This window comes from Saccharothrix carnea (assembly GCF_003014735.1).
Taxonomy (GTDB): domain Bacteria; phylum Actinomycetota; class Actinomycetes; order Mycobacteriales; family Pseudonocardiaceae; genus Actinosynnema; species Actinosynnema carneum.
In genome coordinates, this window is sequence record NZ_PYAX01000003.1 from 119,322 (window position 1) to 144,651 (window position 25,330).

Below are 25,330 nucleotides of genomic sequence, written 5' to 3' on the forward strand. Positions count from 1 at the left end.
TGTCAATCACTCCGGTCTCTATGCTTGGCCGGTGGAGAGACGCCCGGCGACCGACGACGAAGCCGCCGCCCTGGCCTCGGCGGTGCGGCTGCGCATCATCCGGCTCACGTACGACCGCGCGCTGACCAACAAGGAGATCGCCGAACGGCTGGGCAAAGACCCCGCCACCACCCTCCACCACGTGCGCAAACTCGTCGCCACCGGCTTCCTGGAGCCCCAAGAGGAGCGCACCGGCAACCGCGGCGCGCGGGAGATCCCCTACAAGTCGACCGGGCTGTCCTGGCGGCTCACCAAGGGCGACATCCCGTTCTCGGAGCAGACCAGCGAGGCCGTGTTCCAGGCGTTCCTGAGCGAGGTCGCGGAGGTGGGCCCGGCCGCCATGAAGCAGTTCCGCCTCGTCACCCGGGTGGACCCCGAGGAACTAAAACGGCGCCTCCAGACGTTGTTGGATGAGCTGGCAACCGAGCCGGCCCACCCAGACGGGGAACGCGTGGCGATCTACCTGGCGCTCTACCCAGGCGATTAACCACTCGGTCCGGGTCGGGGTGCCGTGGGACGATGAAGGGCAAATGACGGAAAACACGTACAACAGCAACGACTGGCTCGACCACGAGGACGAGCTGTCCACCGGCGACATGGCGCTCGAAGAGCGTGCCGCGCTGCGCCGCGTAGCCGGGTTGTCCACCGAGCTCGAGGACGTCACCGAGGTCGAGTACCGCCAGCTCCGGCTGGAGCGGGTCGTGCTGGTCGGCGTGTGGACCGAGGGCACGGCGGCCGACTCGGACGCGTCCCTGGCGGAACTGGCCCTGCTCGCCGAGACCGCGGGCTCCGAGGTGCTGGAAGGCCTCGTGCAGCGGCGCGACCGGCCCGACCCGGCCACCTACATCGGTTCCGGCAAGGTCCACGAGCTGCGCGACATCGTGATCGCGACCGGCGCGGACACGGTGATCTGCGACGGCGAGCTCTCCCCCGGCCAGCTGCGGCAGCTGGAGGAGAAACTCAAGGTCAAGGTCGTCGACCGCACCGCGCTGATCCTCGACATCTTCGCCCAGCACGCGTCCACGCGCGAGGGCAAGGCGCAGGTCGAGATGGCCCAGCTGCAGTACCTGCTGCCGCGACTGCGCGGTTGGGGTGCGTCGCTGTCCCGGCAGGCCGGTGGTCGTGCCGGCGGCGGCAACGGCGGCGTGGGCCTGCGCGGTCCCGGTGAGACCAAGCTCGAGACCGACCGCAGGCGCATCCGCGCGCGCATCTCCAAGCTGCGCCGCGAGATCGCCGCGATGAGCGTCATCCGGGAGACCAAGCGGCACCGCCGGGTGGCCAACTCGGTGCCGAACGTGGCGATCGCGGGGTACACCAACGCGGGCAAGTCCAGCCTGCTCAACGCGCTGACCGGCGCGGGGGTGCTGGTGCAGGACGCGCTGTTCGCGACCCTCGACCCGACCACGCGGCGCACCGAGACGCCCGAGGGCCTGCCCTACACGTTGACCGACACGGTCGGCTTCGTGCGGCACCTGCCGCACCAGCTGGTCGAGGCGTTCCGGTCGACGCTGGAGGAGGTCGCCGACGCGGACCTGCTGGTCCACGTGGTCGACGGGTCCGACGCGATGCCGGAGAAGCAGGTCAAGGCGGTGCGCGAGGTGATCACCGAGATCTCGTCGCGGCGCGACGACCCGATGCCGACCGAGCTGCTCGTGGTGAACAAGATCGACTCGGTGGCGGAGCTGGGCCAGGCCCGGCTGCGGCACCTGTTCCCCGGAGCGGTGTTCGTGTCCGCGCACACCGGCGAGGGCATCGCCGAGCTGCGTGAGCGCATCGCGGCCATGACGCCCCGTCCGGAGGTCGTGGTCGACGCGCTCGTGCCGTACGCGCGGGGCGAGGTGGTCGCGCGCGTGCACCGCGAGGGCGAGGTGCTCAAGGAGCGGCACACCGAGGAGGGCACCGAGCTGTCCGCCCGGGTCCGACCGGACCTGGCGGGCGTGCTGGAGCAGTTCGCCGTGAACGGAAGCCGCGCCTGAGCCGTTGCGAGCGTTGCTGGTAGCACTGGGGCTGGTCATGACGGCCGGTTCCGCCGCGGCGGAACCGGCCGTCGTCGACGTGTGCGCGGTGACCGACCCGCGCCTGGAGGAGCTGTCCGGGCTCGCGTCCAACGGCGACCAGTGGTTCGCGGTGAACGACAGCGACAACGGCCGGTTGCAGGTCCAGGTGCTCGACCGCACGTGCGCGATCACCCGGACCATCACCGCGCCGAACAACCCGTTCGACGTCGAAGACCTCGCCCTGGCCCCTGACGGAACTCTCTGGGCGGCGGACACCGGGGACAACGGGAAATCACGCGAAACCGTGGCATTGCACGCGGTTTCACCGGACGGCAGCGCCCGTTTGCACCGACTGACGTATCCTGACGGAAAGCACGACGCCGAGGCATTGTTGCTCGACGGTTCCGGCATTCCGCACATCGTCACCAAGGAAACGATCGGTTCCGCTCTGGTGTACCGGCCCGCGTCCGGGTTGAGCGAGGGCGCGCCGACGCCGATGGAGCAGGTGGCGCGGGTGACGATCGGCACGACGGACACCGCGGGCGGGCCGTTGCAGAACTCCGTGGTGACGCGCCTGGTCACGGGCGGGGCGATGTCCCGGGACGGGCGGGTGGCGGCGTTGCGCACCTACACCGACGCGTACCTGTTCCCGGTGCCGGACGGCGACCTGGCGAAGGCGCTGGAGTCGGACCCGGTGCGGGTCCCGCTGGCGGGTGAGCCGCAGGGCGAGGCGATCGCGTTCGACCCGGACGGCACGCTGCTGTCGGCGTCCGAGTTCGGCAACGCCGGTGGCACGTCGTCCGCCGTGCGCGCGGTGACGGGCGCGGCGGCGTTGGCCGTGCCGCCCGCGCCCACTTCCACCACCACGCCTTCACCGGACGCCCCGGCGGCCGCGGACGACACCGCTGCTCCCCCGGCCGGCGACCCGTCGTCGCCGTGGCCGGTGGTCGGCGGCGGCGCGGTGGCGTTGGTGCTGGTAGGAGCACTCGTGCGCCGGTCGCGCCGCCGTCGGGCGTGAACGGCCTGCAGCCGGCAGGGGTCTACAGCCGGCGCAGGACCGCCACGACCTTGCCCAGGATCGACGCCTCGTCACCGGGGATCGGCTGGTAGGCCTCGTTGTGCGGCATCAACCACACATGGCCGTCCTCCTTGCGCTTGAACGTCTTGACGGTGGCCTCGCCGTCGATCATCGCGGCCACCACCTCGCCGTTGTCCGCAGTCGGCTGCTGGCGGACCACGACCCAGTCGCCATCGGTGATGGCGGCGTCCACCATCGAGTCACCCACGACCTTCAGCAGGAACACGTCGCCCTCGCCGACGATCTCGCGCGGCAGCGGGAACACGTCCTCGATCGCCTCCTCGGCCAGGATCGGCCCACCGGCCGCGATGCGGCCCAGCATGGGCACGTACGCGGGCGTCGGCTTGGAGGCCGGGTCGAGGCCGGTCACGATCTCCGCGGGCAGCACGCCCACCGCGCGCGGCCGGTTCGGATCCCGCCGCAGGTACCCCTTCCGCTCCAGCGCGCGCAGCTGGTGGGCGACCGAGGAGGTGGAGGTCAGGCCGACCGCCTCCCCGATCTCACGCACGCTGGGCGGGTAGCCGAACCGGTCGAGCCAGTCGCGGATCACGTCGAGCACCTTGCGCTGGCGCAGGGTGAGCCCGGCGTTGCCCGCGATGTCCGCCGGTTCGGGCGCGGAGGGCACGGCTGCGGTGCGCAGGTCTTCGTTGGTCTTGCGTGCCACGGTGCTTCCTCCTCACCGGTCCCGATTGCCCAGGCCGGCTCTCCGACGATCTTCACTTGTGGACGGTAGTCGCGTTCCGTGTCCAGATCAAACACCTGTTCGAAGTAAAGCTCGGCGTGTCCTAGCGATTTCGCCCGGCGAAGTGGTAGACATTCGCACGGACGTTCGATCGAACACAGGTTCGATCATGATCGGATGACCTGCGTTGGAGGACATCATGGCGGTGGTCATTGGCACCCGGAACAGCTTCGAACTGGTGGACGGTGCCGGTGTCGAGGATGTCGCCCTCGGCGCGGGATTGCGACCTGGACCACGGGTCCTTCGCCGGTTCGAGGTACACGATAAGGACAACCGCCGCCCGTCGACCCGCCCCCGGCCGGTCGCGGTGCGCCAGACCGCGCCGGAGCCGGTCGCCTGCGAGGCCCGGCCGCGCCGCCACCCCGCCGTCCAGTTCGTCGCCTACGCGGCGGTCGCCGCGGCCTTCGCCGCCCTGCTGAGCCTGCTCTACCTGTACGTCTCCGGCGCCACCACCGTCCCCGAACGCACCAGCGTCGTGCACGTCCAAGTGGGCGAGACCCTGTGGGACGTCGCCGAGCGCAGCGCCCCCGCCAGCGACCCGGACGCCGTCGTCGCCCGCATCCGCGAGCTGAACGCCCTCCCGGACTCCGACGTCCTCCCCGGCCAGTCGCTGGTCGTCCCCCACAGCGCCCCCTGACCGCCGCCGGCGGCGCCCCGGAACGCCCGCTGCCCAGCCCTGCCGAACGCGCTCGCGGAGGTTTGCGAGCGCGTTCGCGCGTTTTGGGAGACTCGCCCGGTTCCTCCGTCCGAGTGACGGGACACGCCCTCTTTCGACTTGCCTCGCCGTGGGCCTTGGGCATAGGTTGACCCCTACATCTAGTGGTTACACCGTTGTAGTTAGTCCACAGGTTGGGTTTTCCCCATCACGTGGGCTGACGCGATGGATGCTGCGCGGAGGAGGGGAGACCAGCCGTGCGATGCCCGTTCTGCCGCAACGCCGACAGCCGTGTGGTCGATTCGCGCGAGGTCGACGAGGGCCAGGTGATCCGCCGCAGGCGCTCGTGCTCGAGCTGCGGTCGCCGGTTCACCACCGTGGAGGAAGCCGTGCTCGCGGTGGTCAAGCGCTCCGGCGTCACCGAGCCGTTCAGCCGCGACAAGGTCGTCAACGGCGTGCGCCGCGCCTGCCAGGGCCGCCCGGTCGACGAGGACGCGCTCCAGCAGCTGGCGCACCGCGTCGAGGAGTCCATCCGCTCGGGCGGCAACGCCGAGATCCCGAGCCACGAGGTCGGCCTGGCCATCCTCGGCCCGCTGCGCGACCTGGACGAGGTGGCCTACCTCCGCTTCGCCTCCGTTTACAGGTCCTTCTCGTCCGTCGAGGACTTCGAGAAGGAGATCGCCGATCTTCGCACCGCCCAGCGCACTGACGACTGAGCGGACGCGACGCAGGACAACCGCGTGACCGCCTCGGACGGGGAGCCCGGACGTGGTCGCGCCGCAGAGAATTTTTCCAAGACGAGCAAGACGAGAGGGACCCGGGATGACGGAGACCGTCGGTGGCTCCAGCAAGAAGACGGCCACCCGCAACGGCGCGGGGGACAAGAACGCCAAGCTGAAGGTGGAGCGCGTCTACACCACAGCGGGCAAGCACCCCTATGACGAGGTCACCTGGGAGCACCGCGACGTCGTCATGACGAACTGGCGCGACGGCTCGGTGAACTTCGAGCAGCGCGGCGTCGAGTTCCCCGACTTCTGGTCGGTCAACGCCACCAACATCGTCACCAGCAAGTACTTCCGCGGCGCGGTGGGCACGCCGCAGCGCGAGCACAGCCTCAAGCAGCTCATCGACCGCGTGGTGAAGACCTACGTCGAGGCGGGCCTCAAGCACGGCTACTTCACCACCGACGACGACGCCGAGATCTACGAGCACGAGCTGACCTGGATGCTGCTGCACCAGGTGTTCAGCTTCAACTCGCCGGTGTGGTTCAACGTCGGCACCACCTCCCCCCAGCAGGTCAGCGCCTGCTTCATCCTGTCGGTCGACGACACGATGGAGTCGATCCTGAACTGGTACCGCGAGGAGGGCCTGATCTTCAAGGGCGGCTCCGGCGCGGGCCTGAACCTCTCCCGCATCCGCTCGTCCAAGGAGCTGCTGTCCTCCGGCGGCACGGCGTCCGGCCCGGTCTCGTTCATGCGCGGCGCGGACGCGTCCGCGGGCACCATCAAGTCCGGTGGCGCGACCCGCCGTGCGGCGAAGATGGTCGTGCTGGACGTCGACCACCCGGACGTCGAGGAGTTCATCGAGACCAAGGCGCGCGAAGAGGACAAGGTCCGCGCGCTGCGCGACGCCGGGTTCGACATGGACCTGGGCGGCAAGGACATCGTGTCCGTGCAGTACCAGAACGCGAACAACTCGATCCGCGTGTCGGACGAGTTCATGCACGCCTACGAGAACGGCGGCCAGTTCGGCCTGCGCGCCCGGATGACCGGCGAGGTCATCGAGCACGTGGACGCCAAGGGCCTGTTCCGCAAGCTGGCGCAGGCCGCGTGGGAGTGCGCCGACCCGGGCATCCAGTACGACGGCACGATCAACGACTGGCACACCACGCCGGAGTCGGGCCGCATCACGGCCTCGAACCCGTGCTCGGAGTACATGCACCTGGACAACTCCAGCTGCAACCTGGCGTCGTTGAACCTGATGAAGTTCCTGTCCGACGACGGCACGTTCAACGCGGAGCTGTTCGCCAAGTCGGTCGAGCTGATCATCACCGCGATGGACATCTCGATCTGCTTCGCGGACTTCCCGACCCCCGCGATCGGCGAGACGACCCGTGCGTTCCGCCAGCTGGGCATCGGCTACGCGAACCTGGGCGCGCTGCTCATGGCGACCGGTCACGCGTACGACTCCGAGGGTGGCCGCGCGCTGGCCGCCGCGATCACGTCCCTGATGCAGGCCGTGGCCTACAAGCGGTCCGCGGAGCTGGCGGGCATCGTCGGCCCGTACGACGGCTACGCCCGCAACGCCGAGGCGCACCAGCGGGTCATCCGCAAGCACTCGGCCGCCAACGACATGCTGCGCACGTACCACGCGAACGACGGCGCGGTGCAGAAGGTCGCGACCAAGGCGTGGCAGGAGTGCCAGCGCATCGGTGCCCGCAACGGCTGGCGCAACGCGCAGGCCAGCGTGCTCGCGCCCACCGGCACCATCGGCCTGATGATGGACTGCGACACCACCGGTATCGAGCCGGACCTGGCGCTGGTGAAGTTCAAGAAGCTGGTCGGCGGCGGCTCCATGCAGATCGTCAACCAGACTGTGCCGCGGGCGCTGCAGGTGCTGGGCTACCAGCAGGAGCAGATCGAGGCGATCGTCGAGTTCATCGGCGAGCACGGCCACGTGGTGGACGCGCCGGGTCTGCGGCCGGAGCACTACGAGGTGTTCGACTGCGCCATGGGCGACCGCTCGATCGCGCCGATGGGCCACGTGCGGATGATGGCCGCGGTGCAGCCGTTCATCTCGGGCGCGATCTCCAAGACGGTGAACATGCCGGAGACGGCGACCGTCGAGGACGTCGAGGAGATCTACTACCAGGGTTGGAAGCTGGGCCTGAAGGCGCTGGCGATCTACCGCGACAACTGCAAGGTCGGCCAGCCGCTGTCGGCGGGCAAGTCGGCCAAGGCGGCGGCCACGGCCGAGGCGAAGCCCGAGACGGTCGTGGAGTACCGCCCGGTGCGCAAGCGGCTGCCGAAGAAGCGCCCGTCGCAGACGGTGTCGTTCACGGTCGGCGGCGCGGAGGGCTACCTGCACGCCGGTTCGTACCCGGACGACGGCCTCGGCGAGATCTTCGTCAAGCTGGGCAAGCAGGGCTCGACGCTGGCCGGCGTGATGGACGCGTTCTCGATGTCCATCTCGGTGGGCCTGCAGTACGGCATCCCGCTGGAGTTCTACGTCTCGAAGTTCCAGAACCTGCGCTTCGAGCCGGCGGGCATGACCGACGACCCGGACGTCCGCATCGCGACCAGCGTCCTGGACTACCTGTTCCGCCGCTTGGCGCTGGACTACCTGCCGTTCGAGAAGCGGGCCCAGCTGGGCATCTTCACCGCCGACGAGCGCACCGCGCAGGTGGCGTCCGACTACGGCAGCGGTGACGTGGACCTGGAAGGCCTGCGCACGTCGGTCGACGCCACCCCGACCACCGACCCGGCTCCCGCGGAGAAGAAGTCCAAGCCGCAGGACATCAAGGTGGGCAGCTCCACGGAACTGCTCGAACTGCACCTGGGCAAGGCCGCCGACGCTCCGCTGTGCATGACGTGCGGCACGAAGATGCGCCCGGCCGGCTCGTGCTACCTGTGCGAGGGCTGCGGCTCCACCTCGGGCTGCAGCTGACAGACAACTGGGCCCCGGCACGCCAACGCCGGGGCCCAGTTCAGTCAGTTCAGAGCGAGAGCACCTGAGCCCTCTGCAGCGGACGGGTCCTCGCCATGGCTGCGAAGTACCGCAGTGCGAAGACCGGTCGCTGCGCAACCAAGAAGCACGGCAAGTCGCATCCTTCGACGACCGTGAAGGAATCGAAGTGACGACAACGGTGTCGAGCTGACCTGCAGCCAACACGCGCCTACGGCGCCACGACGATGGAGGGGCAGCCGCTGTTGCCGCCCCTCCATCCATGTCGGCTGTACGTGCGGTGACGAACTGGCCGCTTCGGCCGGAGGTGGGACTGATGGCGCACGTCCTGGCCGGGTACCGCGTGGCGGCGCGGGAAGGGCGGCGGGATTGGCAGGACGCCGGGTTGCCGGAAGGCGCACTGGTGTCGATGAGCGGTTGCGTCACGACGGTGGTCACGCCGAACGACTGGGACGAGTGGTTCGGTGACCTGGGGTCCGCCGGGAGGGCACGCCGGGACGGCCTGCACGTGCTCGCGGTGGGGATGGCCGCCCAGGACGTCCCCGCCGTGCTGGAGGACGTGGCCGAGGGCGGTTGGGACGTGGCGGCCGGTGGGCTGCCGGAACGGTTGGCCCGGGCTGAGGCCGTGCCCGGTGGTGAGGTGCTCGGGTTCGAGTTGGTCGGCTACGACTCGGGCATCTGGCACACGTGGACCTGCCTCGGCGGTCTCGTGAACGACGTCGCGGAGGCGACCGGCGTCCGGCCCGGGCGGTGGGGGTTGATCCAGGACGAGGGTGAGGCGCGGGTGGCGGCCGAGTGGCTCACCGCTTCCGGTCTCGGTGATCCCAAGGTGTTCCTGTGGGTGGCGGTGCGCCTGACGGACTGTTCTGGATAGGTCGTTCCAAAACCTGCTAGCGTGTGCCACGTGCCCCGGCCCAAGGAGTTCGACGAGGAGCAGGCGCTCGACGCCGCCATGCGCACGTTCTGGGTGAACGGCTACGAGGCCACCTCCACCGAAGACCTGTGCCGTGCCACCGGGCTGGGGCGCAGCAGCATCTACAACACGTTCAGCAGCAAGCACGAGCTCTTCAAACGCGCCCTCATCCGCTACACCGAGCTGATGACGGCCGGCCAGATCGCACTGCTCGACGACGGGACGCGGTCACCGAAGGACCGCCTGCGCGGCCTGTTCGACGCGATCATCGCGGGTGAGGTGGAGAACCGGCGCGACGATCGCGGGATCGGCTGCCTGACCGTGAACACGACCGTGGAGCTGGCCGGACGGGACCGCGAGGCGGCCGAGCTGGTCGAACGCGACCAGCGACGCAGGCTCGACGCACTCCGGGCGGTCATCGCCACCGGCCTGAGGGACGGTGAGTTCAGGTCCGGGCGCGATCCGGCGGAGCTGGCGCGGTTCCTCAACGCCGTCATCGCGGGCATCCGGGTCGCCGGGCAGGGCGGCGCGGACATCCCGACCTTGAAGGCCATCGCGGACACCGCGCTCGAAGCCCTGTAAGGACACCTGAGGTCCCGACGCCGCACAACGCTGCCCGAGTTTTGGACAGATCAATACAAAATAGGAGCACCGGAATGCCCCGTGTCGTCCACCTGCTCGCCCTCGGCATCTTCGCCATGGTGACCAGCGAGTTCGTCGTCGCCGGACTCATGCCGCAGATGGCGGACGGCCTGCACGTCACCATCCCCGAGATCGGCTACCTGATCACCGCGTTCGCCGCCGCGATGGCGATCGGCGGACCGCTGCTCACCGTGCTGATGCTCCGCCTGCGCCCCAAGCCCGCGCTGATGACGCTGTTCGCCGTCTTCCTCGCCGGCAACGTCCTCGCCGCCACGGCCACCGGCTACGGCGTCATGTTCGTCGCCCGCGTCATCACCGGCGCGGCGGCACAGGCGTTCTTCGGCGTGGCGCTGTCGGTGACGGCCGCCCTGGTCGCGGAGAACCTGCGCGGCCGGGCCACCGCGACCGTGCTGAACGGGTTGATGCTCGGCACGCTGCTCGGCCTGCCGCTGGCCACGTTCATCGGCGGGCACCTGGGCTGGCGTGCGGCGTTCTGGGCCATCGCGGTCCTCACCGTCGTGGCCGCCGCCGCCACGGTCGCGGGCGTGCCCCGGCTGGACCGCGCGGGCGGCGACGGAGGCGTGCGCGCCGAACTGCGGTCCGTGGCCAGGCCGAAGCTGTGGCTGGTGCTGTCCACCAGCACGTTCGTCATCGGCGCGACGTTCGCCGCGTTCAGCTACGCCAACCCGATCCTGACCGACGTCACCGGCTTCGCCACGGGCACGGTCCCCTTGCTGCTCGTCGCCTACGGCGCGGCCACGGTCGTCGGCAACCACGTGGTCGGCCGGTTCGCCGACCGGTACGCGCTGCCGACGCTGGTCACCGGCCTCGGGCTCAACGCCCTCTTCCTCACCGGCTTCGCCCTGTTCGCCGACGCCAAGCTGCCCGCCGTGGTGAGCCTGCTCGGCATCGGCCTGGTCGGCGTCACGATGAACCCGGCGCTGGTCACCCGGGTCCAGCGGACGGGCAGCGCCGGACCGCTGGTCAACACCGTGCACGGCTCGTTCATCACGCTCGGCATCATCATCGGCTCGTGGCTGGGCGGCCTGCTCATCACCGACCACGGCCTGCGCGCGCCGCTGTGGCTCGGCGTGGGGCTCGCGGTGCTCGGGCTCGTCAGCCTGCTCCCGGATCTCCACAAAGCCTCCACCGGATCCACACCGGCTCCGCCCGTCGAACCGTCCATCCTGGACGGCACGACGACGGGAGGACGGACGTGAGCGGTTTCGGGCGTTGGGTCGAGGACTTCGAGGCGGCGGCACGGCGGCGGCAGGAGGTCGGTGACCCGGACTTCGCCGGTCGCGCCCGGCTGCGGCCCGCGATCGTGCGGAGCGTCCAGCGGTTCCAGGTCGGTGAGGCGGGTGACGGCGCGAACCTGATCGCGAAGGCCGGTGGCGGCGACTACGGGCGGGCCGTGCGGCTGTTCGTGAAGGAAGAGCAGAACCACGCGCGGTTGCTGGAGTTGTTGTTGTCCTCCGCCGGGGCGACGACGATCAAGAGCCACTGGTCCGACGTCGTGTTCGTGCGGCTGCGGCGGGCGCTGGGGCTGCGCCTGGAGCTGATGGTGCTGCTGATCGCCGAGGTCGTGGCGCTGCGCTACTACCGGGCGCTGCGGGACGGCGCGGGTGACGCGCTGACCTCCGAGGTGGCCGGCCGCATCCTCGCCGACGAGGAGCGGCACGTGCCGTTCCACTGCCTGCGGCTGCGTGACTCGTTCGCCGGGTGGCCGGGCCCGGTCCGGACGGCCGTCACCGGGGTCTGGTGGGTCCTGCTGGCCGGCGCGGTCGTCGTGGTCGCCTGGGACCACGGCCCCGCGTTGCGCCACCTGGGGGTGACGCGACGCGGGTTCGTGACCGACGTGGCCGTCCTGTTCAAGTCCGCCCTGACCGCGGTTCAGGACCGCCGGAACAGCTTGTTGCCCAGCCAGACGATCGGGTCGTGATTTCCCGTAAACGGGACAGTGGCCAAGAGGGCTGGCGCCATCTAGTCTGTCTAGACAGATAGCTGGAGGCCGCTATGAACGGACACTGGCAGTTGCAGGAAGCCAAACAACGCTTCAGCGAGCTGATCAGGTCGGTCGAGACCGACGGCCCGCAGTTCGTCACCAGGCACGGCGAGGAGGTCGCGGTCGTCATCGACATCGCCGAGTACCGGCGTCTCCGGGGCGGCGGTGAGGACTTCAAGGCGTTCCTCCGATCTGCTTCCGACGTCGACCTGGAGATCAGCCGGTCGCCGGCACCCGCACGAGTTGTCGACCTGAGCGAGGACGAGTGAGCTTTCTCCTCGACACGAACGTGGTGTCGGAGATCCGCAAGAAGGCGCCGAACCCCGGCGTCGCGGCTTGGTTCGAGGCGGTTCCCGCGAGCGAGCTGTTCCTCAGCGTGCTGGTCGTCGGTGAGATCAGACAGGGCATCGAACGGCTGGCTCGGCGGGACTCAACCCAGGCAGAGGTCTACGAGCGGTGGCTGGGGCAACTGGTCGATGTCTACGGCGACCGGATCGTCCCTGTCACCGCCGACGTCGCCGAAGCCTGGGGACGAATCAGCGTCCCCGACGCGGTGCCGGTCGTCGACGGCCTGTTGGCGGCAACGGCGCTCGTGCACGGGTGGACGCTGGTCACCCGCAACGTCGGCGACGTCGCGTCGACCGGCGCACGGCTCCTGAACCCCTTCACCACCGTCGACAAGACGTGAACCGAGCCGCCCTGCCCCGGCCGTGCGGCCCGGGCAGGGCGGGCGGATCAGGACTTGTTGCGGAACAGCTTGTTGCCCAGCCAGACGATCGGGTCGTAACGGCGGTCGGCGACGCGTTCCTTCATCGGGATCAGCGCGTTGTCGGTGATCTTGATGTGCTCCGGGCACACCTCGGTGCAGCACTTGGTGATGTTGCACAGACCGAGGCCGTGGGACGACTGCGCCTCCTGCACCCGGTCGGCCTGGTCGAGCGGGTGCATCTCCAGTTCGGCCACCCGCATCAGGAACCGCGGCCCGGCGAACGACTCCTTGTTCTCCTCGTGGTCGCGGATGACGTGGCACGTGTTGTTGCACAGGAAGCACTCGATGCACTTGCGGAACTCCTGCGAGCGTTCCACGTCGACCTGCTGCATCCGGTACTCCCCCGGTGCCACGCCGGCCGGCGGCTTGAACGCGGGGATCTCACGCGCCTTCTGGTAGTTGTACGAGACGTCCGTGACGAGGTCGCGGATCACCGGGAACGTGCGCATCGGCGTCACGGTCACCGTCTCGTCCTCCGCGAACACCGACATCCGCGTCATGCACAGCAGCCTCGGCTTGCCGTTGATCTCCGCCGAGCACGACCCGCACTTGCCCGCCTTGCAGTTCCACCGCACGGCCAGGTCGGGCGTCTGCGTCGCCTGCAACCGGTGGATGACGTCGAGCACGACCTCACCCTCGTTGACCTCGACGGTGAAGTCCTCCAGCCCACCGCCTTCGTCCGAACCGCGCCACACCCTGAAGTGCCCCTGGTACCCCATGTCAGCCCTCCAGCTCGTCGGCGGTCAGGTACTTCTGCAACTCGCTGTGCTCGAACAGCTCCAGCAGGTCCGACCGGATCGGGACCTGCGGCTCCTCCACGACCTCGACCGACGAGCCCGCCGACCGGCAGACCAGCAGCTTGCGCCGCCACTCGGCGTCCATGCCCGGGAAGTCGTCGCGCGTGTGCCCGCCGCGGCTCTCCGTGCGCAGCAGCGCGGCCCGCGCCACGCACTCGCTGACCAGCAGCATGTTCCGCAGGTCGAGCGCCAGATGCCAGCCGGGGTTGAACTGCCGGTGCCCCTCGACCACCACGGTCGCGGCCCGCCGCTTCAGCTCCTCCAGCCGCTTGATCGCCTGGTCCATCTCCTCGGCCCGCCGGATGATGCCGACCAGGTCGTTCATCGCCTGCTGCAACTCCATGTGCAGCGTGTACGGGTTCTCACCGCCACCGTCCGCACCGGAGAACGGCGCCACGGCCGTCCGCTCCGCCTCCGCCACGGCCTCGTCCGAGCACACCGGCCGAGCCGACAGCCCGCCCACGTAGTCCGACGCGCCCGCGCCCGCACGACGCCCGAACACCAGCAGGTCGGACAGCGAGTTGCCGCCCAGCCGGTTCGAGCCGTGCATGCCACCGGACACCTCGCCCGCCGCGAACAGCCCCGGCACCGACGACGCGCCCGTGTCCGGGTCGACCTGCACGCCACCCATCACGTAGTGGCAGGTCGGCCCCACCTCCATCGGCTGCGCGGTGATGTCGACGTCCGCCAGCTCCTTGAACTGGTGGTGCATCGACGGCAGCCGCCGCATGATCTCCTCGGCGGGCAGGCGGGTCGACACGTCCAGGAACACGCCGCCGTGCTCGGACCCGCGACCGGCCTTGACCTCGGAGTTGATCGCCCGCGCCACCTCGTCGCGCGGCAGCAGCTCCGGTGGCCGCCGGTTCTGGCCGGGGTCGGCGTACCAGCGGTCGGCCTCGGCCTCGTTGTCGGCGTACTTGTCCTTGAACACCTCGGGGATGTAGTCGAACATGAACCGCTTGCCCTCGGAGTTGCGCAGCACACCGCCGTCACCGCGGACCGACTCGGTGACCAGGATCCCCTTCACCGAGGGCGGCCAGACCATGCCGGTCGGGTGGAACTGCACGAACTCCATGTTGATCAGGGACGCGCCCGCGCGCAGGGCCAGGGCGTGGCCGTCGCCGGTGTACTCCCACGAGTTCGACGTCACCTTGAACGACTTGCCGATGCCGCCGGTGGCGAGCACCACGGCGGGCGCCTCGAACAGCACGAACCGGCCGGACTCGCGCCAGTAGCCGAACGCGCCGGCCACGCGGCCGTCGTCCAGCACCAGGTCGGTGACGGTGAACTCCTGGAACACCTTCAGCCGCGACTCGTAGTCGCCGGTCTCGGCGAAGTCGTCCTGCTGCAGCGACACCACCTTCTGCTGCAGGCTGCGGATCAGCTCCAACCCGGTGCGGTCGCCGACGTGCGCCAGCCGCGGGTACTCGTGGCCGCCGAAGTTGCGCTGGCTGATCCGACCGTCCTTGGTGCGGTCGAACAGCGCGCCGTAGGTCTCCAGCTCCCAGACCCGGTCGGGTGCCTCCTTGGCGTGCAGCTCGGCCATCCGCCAGTTGTTCAGGAACTTCCCGCCGCGCATCGTGTCGCGGAAGTGCACCTGCCAGTTGTCGTTCGAGTTCACGTTGCCCATGGCCGCGGCGATACCGCCCTCGGCCATCACCGTGTGCGCCTTGCCGAACAACGACTTGCACAGCACCGCCGTGCGCATCCCGTGTTCGCGGGCCTCGATCGCGGCGCGCAGCCCCGCACCGCCGGCACCGATCACGAGCACGTCGAACGAATGCCGTTCCAGCTCGGGCAAAACCACTCCTCAGTTGACGAATCGGAGGTCGGCGATCGTCCCGGAGGCGACCAGCGCGACGTAGAGGTCCGTGACGCAGACGAAGATCAGCGAGGCCCACGCCAGCTGCATGTGCTTGGCGTTGAGCTTGGAGATCTGCGTCCACGCCCAGTACCGGACCGGGTGCTTGGAGAAGTGCTTCAGCCGCCCGCCCGCGATGTGGCGGCACGAGTGGCACGACAGCGTGTACGCGGCCAGGAGGCCGACGTTGACCAGCAGCACGATGTTGCCCAGGCCGATGCCGGTGCTGAAGGCGTAGAACGCGTCGTAGACGTTGATCAGCAGCAGGAGCGAGGCCGCGTAGAAGAAGTAGCGGTGCAGGTTCTGCGCGATCAGCGGGAAGCGCGTCTCACCGGTGTACTTGGCGTGCGGTTCGGCCACCGCGCACGCGGGCGGGGACATCCACGCCGCCCGGTAGTACGCCTTGCGGTAGTAGTAGCAGGTCACGCGGAAGCCGAGCAGGAACGGAATGATGATCACCGGCGGGGTGAGGAACCCCGGCAGCTCGGGCAGCAGCCGCCCGAAGTGCGCCGCGTTGGGTAGGCACTCCTCCGTCAGGCACGGCGAGTACATGGGCGTCAGGTAGCGGTACTCGTCCACCCAGTAGTGGTCGCCCATGAAGGTCCGCACGGCCGCGTAGATCGAAATCAGGAGCAGGCCCGCGAACGTCGCCAGCGGCGGTAGCCACCACCGGTCTGTGCGCAACGTGCGCTGGGCGATCTGCGCCCTCATACCTCACCTCGTTCCACGTCGTTGTGGTGCGTGACACATTGTGGTTTGGGACACATAACCGGCCCGTAAACGGGAGCGGCCCCCGCGTTCGCACGCGGGGGCCGGTCTCGTCCTCGGGTCAGGTTCGATGGCTGCGGTAGCCGCCGAGCCCTTCGTCGTCGGCGTCGTGCCACAGCTTCGGGTCGTACGGCGTGTCGGGGACGACGACGACTTCCCGCTCGACCCGCGGCGCCTGGCGCTGGCGGGGCGTGCTGTCCAGGTCCAGCAGCTCGGTCGCGTCGATGTCCAGGCGTTCGATGTCGTTGGCCAGCCTCTGCACCGCGGCCACGTCGCCGTACCGCGCGCGCAGTCCGCCGACGCAGTGGCGCAGTTGGCCAAGCGCCCGCCGCAGCTCCACGATCTCTGAGGACGTCATGGTCAGCACCTCCCTCGGGTCGATCTGTGTGCCGACTCTGCCAAGCGGAAGCCGCTGTGACAAGAACCACAGTGTGTCCCGGGTCGCGTCCCACCATCTGAATCGTTTTTGTCACGATCATGTGTCGTGACATAGTGTGCCTGCTGTCACGTCCGTCCGTGCGACGCCAGCGCTGTCGTCCCACCGGGCCCACCACGGCCCGTGATCACCACCGGAGACAGCGAACCATGAGCGTGCATCCCGTCGTCGCCGAAGTGACGGCTCGAATCGCCGCCCGCAGCGCCGCCGGCCGGTCCGCCTACCTGGAACGCATCGCCCAGGCCCAGCAAGAGGGCCCCGCCCGCCGCGACATGGCGTGCAGCAACCTGGCGCACGGCTTCGCCGGGATCACGGGCGGTGACAAAGACCTCCTTCGTGCACTGCGTCGCCCGAACGTGGCGATCGTGTCCGCGTACAACGACATGCTGTCCGCCCACCAGCCCATGCACGAGTACCCGGCGTGGATCAAGGACGCGGCACGGGCCGTCGGCGGCGTCGCGCAGTTCGCGGGCGGCGTGCCCGCCATGTGCGACGGCATCACCCAGGGCCGCGCGGGCATGGAGCTCTCGCTGTTCAGCCGCGAGGTCATCGCGATGGCCACCGGCATCGCCCTGTCCCACGAGATGTTCGACTCGGCGCTGCTGCTCGGCGTCTGCGACAAGATCGTGCCCGGCCTGCTCATCGGCGCGCTGTCGTTCGGGCACCTGCCCGCGATCCTGGTGCCCGCGGGCCCGATGAGCTCCGGCCTGCCGAACTCGGAGAAGGCGCGGGTGCGGCAGCTGTTCGCGGAGAACAAGGCCACCCGCGAGGACCTGCTCGAAGCCGAGGCGCAGTCCTACCACAGCCCCGGTACCTGCACGTTCTACGGCACGGCGAACTCCAACCAGCTCGTGGTCGAGGTCATGGGCCTGCACCTGCCCGGCGCGAGCTTCGTGCCGCCGGGTACCAAGCTGCGCAAGTCGCTGACCGAAGAGGCCGCGCGGCGCGCGGTCGAGATCAGCCGGGGCGCGGAGTACACCCCGATCGGGCACGTGGTGGACGTGAAGTCCGTGGTCAACGGCGTGATCGCGCTGCTGGCCACCGGTGGGTCGACCAACCACACCATGCACCTGGTCGCGATCGCGTCGGCCGCGGGCATCGAGCTGAACTGGGACGACTTCGCCGAGCTGTCCTCGGTGGTGCCGCTGCTGGCCCGCGTCTACCCGAACGGCTCGGCGGACATCAACCACTTCCAGGCCGCGGGCGGTGTGTCGTTCCTGGTCTCGACGCTGCTGGACGCGGGCCTGCTGCACGCCGACGTGAAGACCGTGGCCGGTGACGGGCTGGACCGCTACCGGCAGGAGCCGGTGCTGGTCGAGGGCGTGCTGCAGTGGCGTCCCGGGCCGCCGCACTCGCTGGACACCGACGTGCTGCGCCCGGTGTCGGAGCCGTTCGCGGCCGATGGCGGCCTGCGCATGCTGGCGGGCAACCTGGGCCGCGCGGTGATCAAGGTGTCGGCGGTCAAGCCGGAGCACCGGGTCGTCGAGGCGCCCGCGCGGGTGTTCACCTCGCAGGAGGCGTTCAGCGCCGCGTTCAACGCCGGTGAGCTGGAGCGGGACGTGGTCGTGGTGGTGCGGCAGCAGGGCCCGCAGGCCAACGGGATGCCCGAGCTGCACAAGCTGACCCCCGCGCTGGGCGTGCTGATGGACCGGGGCTTCAAGGTCGCACTGGTCACCGATGGTCGGATGTCCGGTGCGTCGGGCAAGATCCCGGCCGCCATCCAGCTCACCCCGGAGGCGGCGGTGGGCGGTCCGCTGGCCCGCGTGCGCGACGGCGACGTGCTGCGGCTGGACGCCGAGACCGGCACGCTGGAGGTGTTCGTGGACCCGGCGGAGCTGGCCGCGCGCGACCTGGTGGACTTCCCGCCGGACGCGCAGGCGTGGACCGGCACGGGCCGGGAGCTGTTCGCCGCGCTGCGCCGGGCGGTCGGGCCGGCCGACCGGGGCGCGAGCGTGTTCGGACCGATCGCGGCCTCGCACTTCGAAGGCCAGTTCAACCAGGAGGTGTCCCGGTGACCAACGCCCCAGCGCACGCCACGGCGGCCGACTTGTTGGCGCTGTCGCCCGTCATCCCGGTCGTCGTCGTGGACGACGCGGCGCACGCCGTGCCGTTGGCGGAGGCGCTGCTGCGGGGCGGTGTGCGGGTGATCGAGCTGACGCTGCGCACGCCCGCCGCGCTGGCCGCGATCGAGCGGGTGGCGGCGGAGGTGCCGGGCATCGTGATCGGCGCGGGCACGGTGACCGCGCCGGAGCACGCCGAGCAGGCGGCCAAGGCCGGTGCGGCGTTCCTGGTGACGCCGGGGTCGACGGACCGGGTGCTGGACGCGGCCGAGGACACCGGGCTGCCGTTCCTGCCGGGCGCGGCGACCGTGTCGGAGGCGATGCGGCTGGCCGAGCGCGGGCTGACGTCGTTGAAGTTCTTCCCGGCCGAGGCCGCCGGCGGCGTGGACTACCTGAAGTCGATCGGCGGTCCGCTGCCCGGCCTGCGGTTCTGCCCGACCGGCGGCATCACGCCCGCGACCGCGCCGGACTACCTGGCATTGCCGAACGTCGGTTGCGTGGGCGGGTCGTGGCTGGCGCCCAAGGACGCGCTGGCGGCGGGAGACTGGGCGCGGGTCGAAGAGCTGGCCCGGGCCGCTTCGGCTCTCTGAGCAGCACAAGGGTTTCTAAGCAGCACGAGGGGCGCCTTCCGGTGGGAGGCGCCCCTTGTCGTGTCGGTGGCTCGCGGCGGCGCGCCTGGCCGGGGCGCTGGTCAGGCCAGGTGGGCGAGGGCGTCCGGGATCGAGTCGGCGACCGGGGCGCCGGTCCGTTCGAGCACCTGGCGCGAGCTGGTGCCGGTGGCGACCAGGACGACCTGCGCGCCCACGTGCCGGGCGGCTTCGGCGTCGTCGGCCACGTCGCCGATGAGCACGACGTCCTTCGGGCGCAGCTCCAGGGCGTCCAGGTGCTCGGCGAGGTGCTCGGCCTTCGAACCGCCGTCACCCGCCGCCTTGAGGCCGTCCACGCGGCGGAACAGCTCGTGCAGGCCGAAGCGGGTGACCAGCGGGACCAGCTCGTCGTGGAACCACATCGACAGCAGGGACTGGGTGTGGCGCAACGTCGCCAGCTGGTCGGGCACGCCGACTGCCAGCCCGCACCGGTCCATCAAGGCCCGGTACTCGGCGTGGTACAGGAGGTCGAGGCGGGTCCAGTCCGCGGCGGTCAGCGGTCGGCCGAACATCCGCTCGTAGCAGTCCTTGACCGGGCGGCTGAACGTCTCGCGCCACTGCTCCAGCGTGACGGGCGGGTGGCCGAAGTCGACGCAGACCCGGTTGACCGCGGCGAGCACGGCGTCGTTGTCGGCGAACAGCGTGCCGTTCCAGTCCCAGACGACGTGATCGGCCCTGATCCTCACTCGATCAGGCTACGGCGATAGGTTGGGTGCTCACTTTCGGGGAGGTAGTGGGGGATGGACGCGCGACGAACCACAGTGGTCGCCGAGCCACGCGGGCAGGTGGCGCTGGTGTCGGTCGGGTTCCCGTTGCTGGGCGCGCTCGTGGTGTGGAGGCTGCAGGCGCACGCCGGGTGGGTGGCCGACCTGGAGTGGGCGCCGTTGCAGGGGCCGTTCCGGTTGTTGGCGTCGATCCCGGAGCCGTGGGGGACGATCGGCTCGGTGGCCGCGGGAGCGCTGCTCGGGTTGCTGGTGGCCGGGATCGCGGCGCACGAGCGGCTGGTGGTCGAGGTGTTCAACGAGGGCGTCGAGCTGCTGCGGGGCGGCAGGCACCGCAGCTTCGACCGGACGCTGGTGTCCGGTGTGTTCCTGGACGGCAAGAAGCTGGTGCTGCTCGGCGTGGACACCGGCGAGTTGGCGCGGGAGACGCACGACCTGAAGCCGGAAGAGCTGGCCGAGGCGTTCCAGACGCACGGCTACCAGTGGCTGGACGGCGACCCGTACCGGGACGACTACCGGCGGTGGGTCGACGGCACGCCCGACCTCCCGCCGGGCGCGAACGCGTTGCTGAAGGTGCGGGCCGAGGCGTTGCGCAAGGACGACAAGGAGGACGCGGCCGAGCTGCGGGACGAGTTGAGCAGGCTCGGTGTCGTCGTGCGCGAGGAGAAGAAGCGCCAGTACTGGCGCCTGACCCGCCCGCTGCCCTGAGGCAGGCGCCGACGACGACGTGACCGGTCCTCAGTCCTGGGTCAGATCGTCCAACGTGGACGTGTCCTCGCCCGCCCGGCGCAGTTCCTCGCGGACCACGCGGTAGGCCAGGCCCTCCACGTAACCCTTGCGGGCCAGGGCGGCGACCAAGCGGCGGATCTTGGTGGTGTCGTCCAGGTTCGCCATGGCGCGCAGCTTCTTGCGCACCAGGTCACGCGCCCGGTCTTCCTCAGCCTCGTCGTCCACCGCGGCGACGGCCTCGGCCGCCACCTCGTCCGCCACGCCCTTGCGGCGCAGCTCCATGGCCAGGGCACGGCGGCCCAGGCCCTGGTAGGTGTGCCGTGAACGGACCCAGACCTCGGCGAACGCGGCGTCGTCGATCAGGCCCGCCCGGTCGAACTTGGCGAGCACCAGCTCGGCCGTCTGCTCGCTGATGCCCTTGCGCAGCAAGGCGTCCTTCAGCTCCACGCGCGTCCGGGCCCGTGCGGTGAGCAGCGCGTAGCAGATGTCCGTCGCCTTGCGCTGCTCCTTCGCCGGGTCGACCGGGCGCGGCTCGTCCTCGTCGGCCGAAGGGTCGCGGGACGGCCCGCGACCACGGCCACCTCGTCCTGCCACGCCCGCTTAGAACTCGACCGGAGCCGCGGCGGCCTCTTCGGCGTCGAGGGTGGCGCCGATGCCCAGCTTCTCCTTGATCCGCTTCTCGATCTCGTTGGCCACGTCCGGGTTCTCGCGCAGGAACTTCCGCGCGTTCTCCTTGCCCTGGCCCAGCTGGTCGCCCTCGTAGGTGTACCAGGCGCCCGACTTGCGCAGGATGCCCTGGTCGACGCCCATGTCGATGAGCGAGCCCTCACGGCTGATGCCCTGGCCGTAGAGGATGTCGAACTCGGCCTGCTTGAACGGCGGGGCCACCTTGTTCTTCACGACCTTGACCCTGGTGCGGTTGCCGACCGGCTCGCCGCCGTCCTTCAGGGTCTCGATGCGGCGCACGTCCAGCCGCACCGACGCGTAGAACTTCAGCGCCTTGCCGCCGGTCGTGGTCTCGGGCGAGCCGAACATCACGCCGATCTTCTCGCGCAGCTGGTTGATGAAGATCGCGGTGGTGTTGGAGTTGCTGAGCGCGCCGGTGATCTTGCGCAGCGCCTGGCTCATCAGGCGGGCCTGCAGACCCACGTGGTTGTCGCCCATCTCGCCCTCGATCTCGGCGCGGGGCACCAGGGCCGCCACCGAGTCGATGACCAGGATGTCGAGCGCGCCGGAGCGGACCAGCATGTCCGCGATCTCCAGCGCCTGCTCGCCGGTGTCGGGCTGCGAGACCAGCAGCGCGTCGGTGTCGACGCCCAGCTTCTTCGCGTAGTCCGGGTCGAGCGCGTGCTCGGCGTCGACGAACGCGGCGATGCCGCCGTTGCGCTGGGCGTTGGCCACGGCGTGCAGCGCCACCGTGGTCTTACCGGAGGACTCGGGGCCGTAGATCTCGACCACGCGGCCGCGGGGCAGGCCGCCGATGCCGAGCGCCACGTCGAGCGCGATCGCGCCGGTGGGGATCACCTGGATCGGGGCGCGGGTCTCCTCGCCGAGCCGCATGACCGAGCCCTTGCCGAACTGCTTGTCGATCTGGGCCAGGGCCAGTTCGAGGGCCTTGTCCCGGTCGGGTGCCTGGGGTGCCATCTGGGGTCCACCTCGGAGTGTCTTGGGGTCGCGGTGCGATGTCGGGGCCGACGTTACGGGTGGGGTCCGACATTTTTCGGCGGGGACCAGGTCACCTGCGGGGTGTTGTCACCCGGTCGTGTCGGGGAGTGTAGCCGAACAGGTGTTCGACCACCTGGTCGACACACCGGGTCACCGCCGCTGTTCCGGCACGTCGAACGCGTCGCAGACGGCCACCCAGATCTCCTTGGCGGGCACACCGTCGTCCAACGCCTGGTCGGGGGTCCGGCCGCCGAGGGCGGACAGCACGTGGTCCCGGGCCACCATCTCCGCCCTGACCTCGCCGAACTCGGCGGCCATCAGCTTGCGGAACATCGTGATGCGCATCGGGTCCAGGCTATCGCGCCGCCTTCCAGACCGGACTGTCGACGTAGTGGTTGTCGAACCGGTCCTGCGAGTCGCGGATCTCCTGGGGGCTCGCCTCGCCGCGCTGCACGCGGTCGAGGAGGCGGTAGTAGTCGAACCGGCCCATGCCGGGCGTGAAGACGAACAGGACGTCCGCGTCGGCTCCCTTGAGCGCGCCGAACGCGTGCGGCACGCGTGGCGGCACGACGAGGAAGTCGCCGCGCTCCAGGGTCACCACGTCCTGGTCGAGCAGCACCTGGAGCGTGCCGTCGAGCACGAAGAAAAGCTCCGAGGCGCGGGTGTGGAAGTGCGGCGGCGCGCCGTCCGAACCGTCGCGGAACGTGGACCGGTTGCCGGTCAGGCCGTCGAGGTCGGCGAGGAGGGTGACCACGGCGGCGGGGTCGGCGTCGAGCTTCTCGGCCTGGTCGGCGCGGACGAGCAGGGTGTTTTCCATGACCTCGAGACTCGTCGCCGGGACGGGCCCGAACAACGACGCAGACCGGATGGAACGATAACCTCACGGTTATGGAACGACGTGACCTGGAGGTCTTCCTGGCGCTGGCCGAGGAGCTGCACTTCAGCCGCACCGCCGAGCGGCTGCGCGTCTCCCAGGCCCGCGTCAGCCAGTCCGTCAAGCAGCTGGAACGCCGCATCGGCGCGCCGCTGTTCGAGCGGACCAGCCGCCGGGTCGCGCTCACCCCCATCGGCCGCCGCCTGCGTGACGACCTGGCACCGGCCTACCGGCAGATCGTGGACGGCGTAGCGCGCGCCGTGGAGGCCGCACGGGGGACGTCGCTGTTGCGCGTCGGCTTCGAGGCCCCGGCGGTCGCGGACCTCGTCACCGACGTCCTCGACCGGTTCCGCGCCCGGCACCCCGGCAGCGAGGTGCGGGTCCGCGAGGCGCCGTTCACCGACCCGTTCTCGCTGCTCAGGGCCGACGAGGTGGACGTGCTGGTGACGTTGTTCCCGGTCGGCGAGCCGGGGCTGACGTCCGGGCCGCTCGTGTTCGAGGAACCGTTGGTGCTGGCGGTGTCGGACACGCACCCGTTCACCCGGCAGGCGTCCGTGACTCTGGAGGACCTGGCCCGGGACACGGTCTTCCGCGCCGCCTACTGGCGTGACACGACTCCCAAGGGCGCGCCGATCACGCGTGGCCGGGACGTCACCACGTTCCAGGAGCTGCTCACCGCGATCGCCAACGGCGAGGGCGTCTGCCCGCTGGGCGCGCACGCCGCCGGCTACTTCGCCCGCCCGAAGATCGCGTTCCTGCCGCTGGTCGGCGCGCCGCGGCTGACGTGGGGAATGGTCTGGCGCACGGCGGGCGAAACGGTCCGCGTCCGCGAGTTCGCCGCGGCGGCGCGCTAACCTCGACCTGTGTTGTTGTTGCAGGAAGACCCCACCGGCCTGTCGTCGCCGATCGCCACGGTCGCGACGATCGCCGTGCTCGTCGCGGCGATCGTGGTCGGCGTGCGCGCCCTCTGGTACAACCGCAAGCGCTGATCACCGCACCCGCTGCGACGACGCGAACAGGCACGTCACCAGCAGCGGCAGCGCGGTGAACCCGACGACCAGGCCCAGCGCGGCGTAGGACCACGCGGTCACCACGATGCCCGCCGTGACGCCGCCGAGCGCGCCGCCGACGTTCATGCACAGGTCGGACAGGCCCTGCGCGGCCGGCCGGTCCACCACCCCCACCGACTCGGTGAGCAGCGCCGATCCCGCCACCACGCCCGCCGACCAGCCGAACGCCAGCAGCGCCAGCCCCGCGGCCAGCTGCGGTGCGTCGTGCGAGGGCGCCATGCCCGCGATACCGGACGCGGCGACCACCAGGGCCGCGCCGATGGCCAGCACCGGCACCCGGCCGAGCCGGTCGGCCATCCACCCGAACAGCGGGCTGGCCGCGTACATGGCGGCGACGTGCAGGCTGATCACCACGCCCACCACGCGCAGCGACGACCCCGCGTGCTCCATGTGCACCGGCGTCATCGACATCAGGCCCACCATCGCGGTGTGGCACAGCGTCACACCGCCCAGCGCGAGCTTCCCGGCGGCGGGCAGGGACCGCCACACCGCCATCGACCGCTTGGTGCCGACCGCGGGCGACAGGCCGGACCTGGCCAGCGTGAGCGGGTCGGGCCGCAGGAACCGCAGGACGACGAGCGCGGCCAGGCCGAACAGCACCGCCGACAGCAGGTACGGCCCGGCGCCCACCGGCAACCCGAGCCGCGCGGCGCCCCGCCCCGCCGGGTCGGCGAGGTTCGGCCCGATCACCGCGCCCAGCGTCGCCGCCCACACCACCAACGCCACCGAGCGCGCTCTGCGGTGCGGGTGGGCGAGGTCCGCGCCCGCGTACCGGGCCGCGAGGTTCGCGCTGGACGCCGCGCCGAACAGGACGAGCGCGACCAGCAGCACGTGCCACGAGCCGAGCACGACCGCGCACGCCGCCACCGCCGCACCCACCGCGCCCGCGCCGTAGCCCAGGACCAGCGCGGGACGGCGTCCGGCACGGGCCGCCAACCGGGCCGCGGGCAGCGCGAACACGGCCGCGCCGAGCACCGCCGCGGTCTGCGCCATCCCGCCGACCGCGTCGGAGTCGGCGAGCACGGCCGCGATGAGCGTGCTCACCGCCAGGCCGATGGTGACGCCCGCCGCACCGAGGACCTGGGTCACCGCCAGCACCCGCAGGACCCTGCGCTGCACGGCGTCGACCACGGTCATGATCTTGACTGTGCCAGGCGGGACCGGGGCCTACCAGCCA

28 protein-coding genes are annotated in these 25,330 nt (G+C 70.5%); 17 read left to right on the forward strand and 11 right to left on the reverse strand.

What is annotated here, in order from left to right:
* Positions 1-31 precede the first annotated feature (31 nt).
* The 3 genes from B0I31_RS08795 to B0I31_RS08805 are packed head-to-tail and all read left to right on the forward strand — an operon-like array spanning position 32 to position 3,054.
* Positions 32-526 carry an ArsR/SmtB family transcription factor gene (locus tag B0I31_RS08795; protein WP_106614850.1) on the forward strand — a complete coding sequence of 165 codons (495 nt, stop codon included), beginning with the start codon at positions 32-34 and terminating at the stop codon, positions 524-526.
* Between the two features lie 43 nt (positions 527-569).
* On the forward strand, positions 570-2,015 hold the full coding sequence (hflX, locus tag B0I31_RS08800; RefSeq protein WP_106614851.1) for a GTPase HflX: 1,446 nt from the start codon (positions 570-572) through the stop codon (positions 2,013-2,015).
* Between the two features lie 37 nt (positions 2,016-2,052).
* Positions 2,053-3,054, forward strand: a complete 1,002-nt coding sequence (locus tag B0I31_RS08805; protein WP_106614852.1) for a hypothetical protein — start codon at positions 2,053-2,055, stop codon at positions 3,052-3,054.
* Positions 3,055-3,076: 22 nt separating this feature from the next.
* Here the strand turns inward: B0I31_RS08805 and lexA are convergent, their stop codons facing one another.
* Positions 3,077-3,754, reverse strand: a complete 678-nt coding sequence (gene lexA / locus B0I31_RS08810; protein ID WP_241828507.1) for a transcriptional repressor LexA — start codon at positions 3,752-3,754, stop codon at positions 3,077-3,079.
* Between the two features lie 241 nt (positions 3,755-3,995).
* On the opposite strand from lexA, the gene B0I31_RS08815 reads away from it, so the two are divergent.
* From B0I31_RS08815 to B0I31_RS08855, 9 genes are all read left to right on the forward strand, one after another.
* Positions 3,996-4,493 (forward strand): LysM peptidoglycan-binding domain-containing protein, encoded by a 498-nt coding sequence (locus B0I31_RS08815; RefSeq protein WP_106615383.1) that lies wholly within the window; start codon positions 3,996-3,998, stop codon positions 4,491-4,493.
* A gap of 275 nt (positions 4,494-4,768) precedes the next feature.
* Entirely contained in the window at positions 4,769-5,227 is a 459-nt protein-coding gene (nrdR, locus tag B0I31_RS08820; protein ID WP_073886580.1) for a transcriptional regulator NrdR, read from the forward strand.
* Between the two features lie 106 nt (positions 5,228-5,333).
* Positions 5,334-8,177, forward strand: a complete 2,844-nt coding sequence (locus tag B0I31_RS08825) for a vitamin B12-dependent ribonucleotide reductase (protein ID WP_106614853.1) — start codon at positions 5,334-5,336, stop codon at positions 8,175-8,177.
* Between the two features lie 334 nt (positions 8,178-8,511).
* A complete protein-coding gene (locus B0I31_RS08830) occupies positions 8,512-9,069 on the forward strand; it encodes a hypothetical protein (protein ID WP_106614854.1) in 558 nt (185 codons plus the stop codon).
* A gap of 30 nt (positions 9,070-9,099) precedes the next feature.
* Positions 9,100-9,690, forward strand: coding sequence for a TetR/AcrR family transcriptional regulator (locus tag B0I31_RS08835; protein WP_181320068.1), 591 nt, complete (start codon positions 9,100-9,102; stop codon positions 9,688-9,690).
* A gap of 74 nt (positions 9,691-9,764) precedes the next feature.
* Entirely contained in the window at positions 9,765-10,970 is a 1,206-nt protein-coding gene (locus B0I31_RS08840) for an MFS transporter (protein ID WP_106614855.1), read from the forward strand.
* Positions 10,967-11,692, forward strand: a complete 726-nt coding sequence (locus B0I31_RS08845) for a ferritin-like domain-containing protein (RefSeq protein ID WP_106614856.1) — start codon at positions 10,967-10,969, stop codon at positions 11,690-11,692. Before B0I31_RS08840 ends, B0I31_RS08845 begins: the two co-directional genes overlap by 4 nt.
* Before the next feature lie 74 nt (positions 11,693-11,766).
* Entirely contained in the window at positions 11,767-12,024 is a 258-nt protein-coding gene (locus B0I31_RS08850) for a type II toxin-antitoxin system Phd/YefM family antitoxin (RefSeq protein WP_106614857.1), read from the forward strand.
* The gene (locus B0I31_RS08855) at positions 12,021-12,443 is read left to right on the forward strand and encodes a type II toxin-antitoxin system VapC family toxin (protein ID WP_106614858.1); all 423 of its coding nucleotides are present in this window, start codon (positions 12,021-12,023) and stop codon (positions 12,441-12,443) included. Before B0I31_RS08850 ends, B0I31_RS08855 begins: the two co-directional genes overlap by 4 nt.
* Before the next feature lie 47 nt (positions 12,444-12,490).
* Here the strand turns inward: B0I31_RS08855 and B0I31_RS08860 are convergent, their stop codons facing one another.
* The 4 genes from B0I31_RS08860 to B0I31_RS08875 form a co-directional block, all read right to left on the reverse strand.
* A complete protein-coding gene (locus tag B0I31_RS08860; protein ID WP_106614859.1) occupies positions 12,491-13,243 on the reverse strand; it encodes a succinate dehydrogenase/fumarate reductase iron-sulfur subunit in 753 nt (250 codons plus the stop codon).
* Position 13,244: 1 nt separating this feature from the next.
* Positions 13,245-15,122 (reverse strand): fumarate reductase/succinate dehydrogenase flavoprotein subunit, encoded by a 1,878-nt coding sequence (locus B0I31_RS08865; RefSeq protein WP_106614860.1) that lies wholly within the window; start codon positions 15,120-15,122, stop codon positions 13,245-13,247.
* 9 nt (positions 15,123-15,131) lie between these two features.
* The gene (locus B0I31_RS08870; protein ID WP_106614861.1) at positions 15,132-15,893 is read right to left on the reverse strand and encodes a hypothetical protein; all 762 of its coding nucleotides are present in this window, start codon (positions 15,891-15,893) and stop codon (positions 15,132-15,134) included.
* 118 nt (positions 15,894-16,011) lie between these two features.
* Entirely contained in the window at positions 16,012-16,308 is a 297-nt protein-coding gene (locus B0I31_RS08875) for a hypothetical protein (protein ID WP_106614862.1), read from the reverse strand.
* Positions 16,309-16,535: 227 nt separating this feature from the next.
* On the opposite strand from B0I31_RS08875, the gene edd reads away from it, so the two are divergent.
* Both edd and eda read left to right on the forward strand, forming a co-directional pair.
* Entirely contained in the window at positions 16,536-18,401 is a 1,866-nt protein-coding gene (edd, locus tag B0I31_RS08880; RefSeq protein WP_181320069.1) for a phosphogluconate dehydratase, read from the forward strand.
* Positions 18,398-19,036, forward strand: coding sequence for a bifunctional 4-hydroxy-2-oxoglutarate aldolase/2-dehydro-3-deoxy-phosphogluconate aldolase (gene eda / locus B0I31_RS08885; protein ID WP_245949768.1), 639 nt, complete (start codon positions 18,398-18,400; stop codon positions 19,034-19,036). The genes edd and eda overlap by 4 nt, the downstream gene beginning before the upstream one ends.
* Positions 19,037-19,137: 101 nt before the next feature.
* Here the strand turns inward: eda and B0I31_RS08890 are convergent, their stop codons facing one another.
* The gene (locus B0I31_RS08890) at positions 19,138-19,779 is read right to left on the reverse strand and encodes an HAD family hydrolase (protein ID WP_106614863.1); all 642 of its coding nucleotides are present in this window, start codon (positions 19,777-19,779) and stop codon (positions 19,138-19,140) included.
* A 54-nt stretch (positions 19,780-19,833) separates the two neighbouring features.
* Here B0I31_RS08890 and B0I31_RS08895 point away from each other — a divergent pair, with 54 nt between their 5' ends.
* Positions 19,834-20,523 carry a YqeB family protein gene (locus B0I31_RS08895; protein WP_106614864.1) on the forward strand — a complete coding sequence of 230 codons (690 nt, stop codon included), beginning with the start codon at positions 19,834-19,836 and terminating at the stop codon, positions 20,521-20,523.
* 30 nt (positions 20,524-20,553) lie between these two features.
* On the opposite strand, the gene B0I31_RS08900 is transcribed toward B0I31_RS08895, so the two are convergent.
* The 4 genes from B0I31_RS08900 to B0I31_RS08915 form a co-directional block, all read right to left on the reverse strand.
* Positions 20,554-21,138, reverse strand: a complete 585-nt coding sequence (locus B0I31_RS08900; protein ID WP_106614865.1) for a regulatory protein RecX — start codon at positions 21,136-21,138, stop codon at positions 20,554-20,556.
* Positions 21,139-21,144: 6 nt separating this feature from the next.
* Positions 21,145-22,188, reverse strand: coding sequence for a recombinase RecA (recA, locus tag B0I31_RS08905; RefSeq protein WP_106614866.1), 1,044 nt, complete (start codon positions 22,186-22,188; stop codon positions 21,145-21,147).
* 171 nt (positions 22,189-22,359) lie between these two features.
* Positions 22,360-22,554 (reverse strand): DUF3046 domain-containing protein, encoded by a 195-nt coding sequence (locus B0I31_RS08910; protein WP_106614867.1) that lies wholly within the window; start codon positions 22,552-22,554, stop codon positions 22,360-22,362.
* 10 nt (positions 22,555-22,564) lie between these two features.
* Entirely contained in the window at positions 22,565-23,026 is a 462-nt protein-coding gene (locus B0I31_RS08915; protein WP_106614868.1) for a cupin domain-containing protein, read from the reverse strand.
* Between the two features lie 71 nt (positions 23,027-23,097).
* Between B0I31_RS08915 and B0I31_RS08920 the strand changes: the two genes are divergently transcribed.
* A complete protein-coding gene (locus B0I31_RS08920) occupies positions 23,098-23,937 on the forward strand; it encodes a LysR family transcriptional regulator (protein ID WP_106614869.1) in 840 nt (279 codons plus the stop codon).
* A gap of 9 nt (positions 23,938-23,946) precedes the next feature.
* On the forward strand, positions 23,947-24,072 hold the full coding sequence (locus B0I31_RS42525; protein WP_274534288.1) for a hypothetical protein: 126 nt from the start codon (positions 23,947-23,949) through the stop codon (positions 24,070-24,072).
* Here the strand turns inward: B0I31_RS42525 and B0I31_RS08925 are convergent, their stop codons facing one another.
* Positions 24,073-25,290 carry an MFS transporter gene (locus B0I31_RS08925; protein WP_106614870.1) on the reverse strand — a complete coding sequence of 406 codons (1,218 nt, stop codon included), beginning with the start codon at positions 25,288-25,290 and terminating at the stop codon, positions 24,073-24,075. It abuts the gene before it with no gap.
* Positions 25,291-25,330 lie beyond the last annotated feature (40 nt).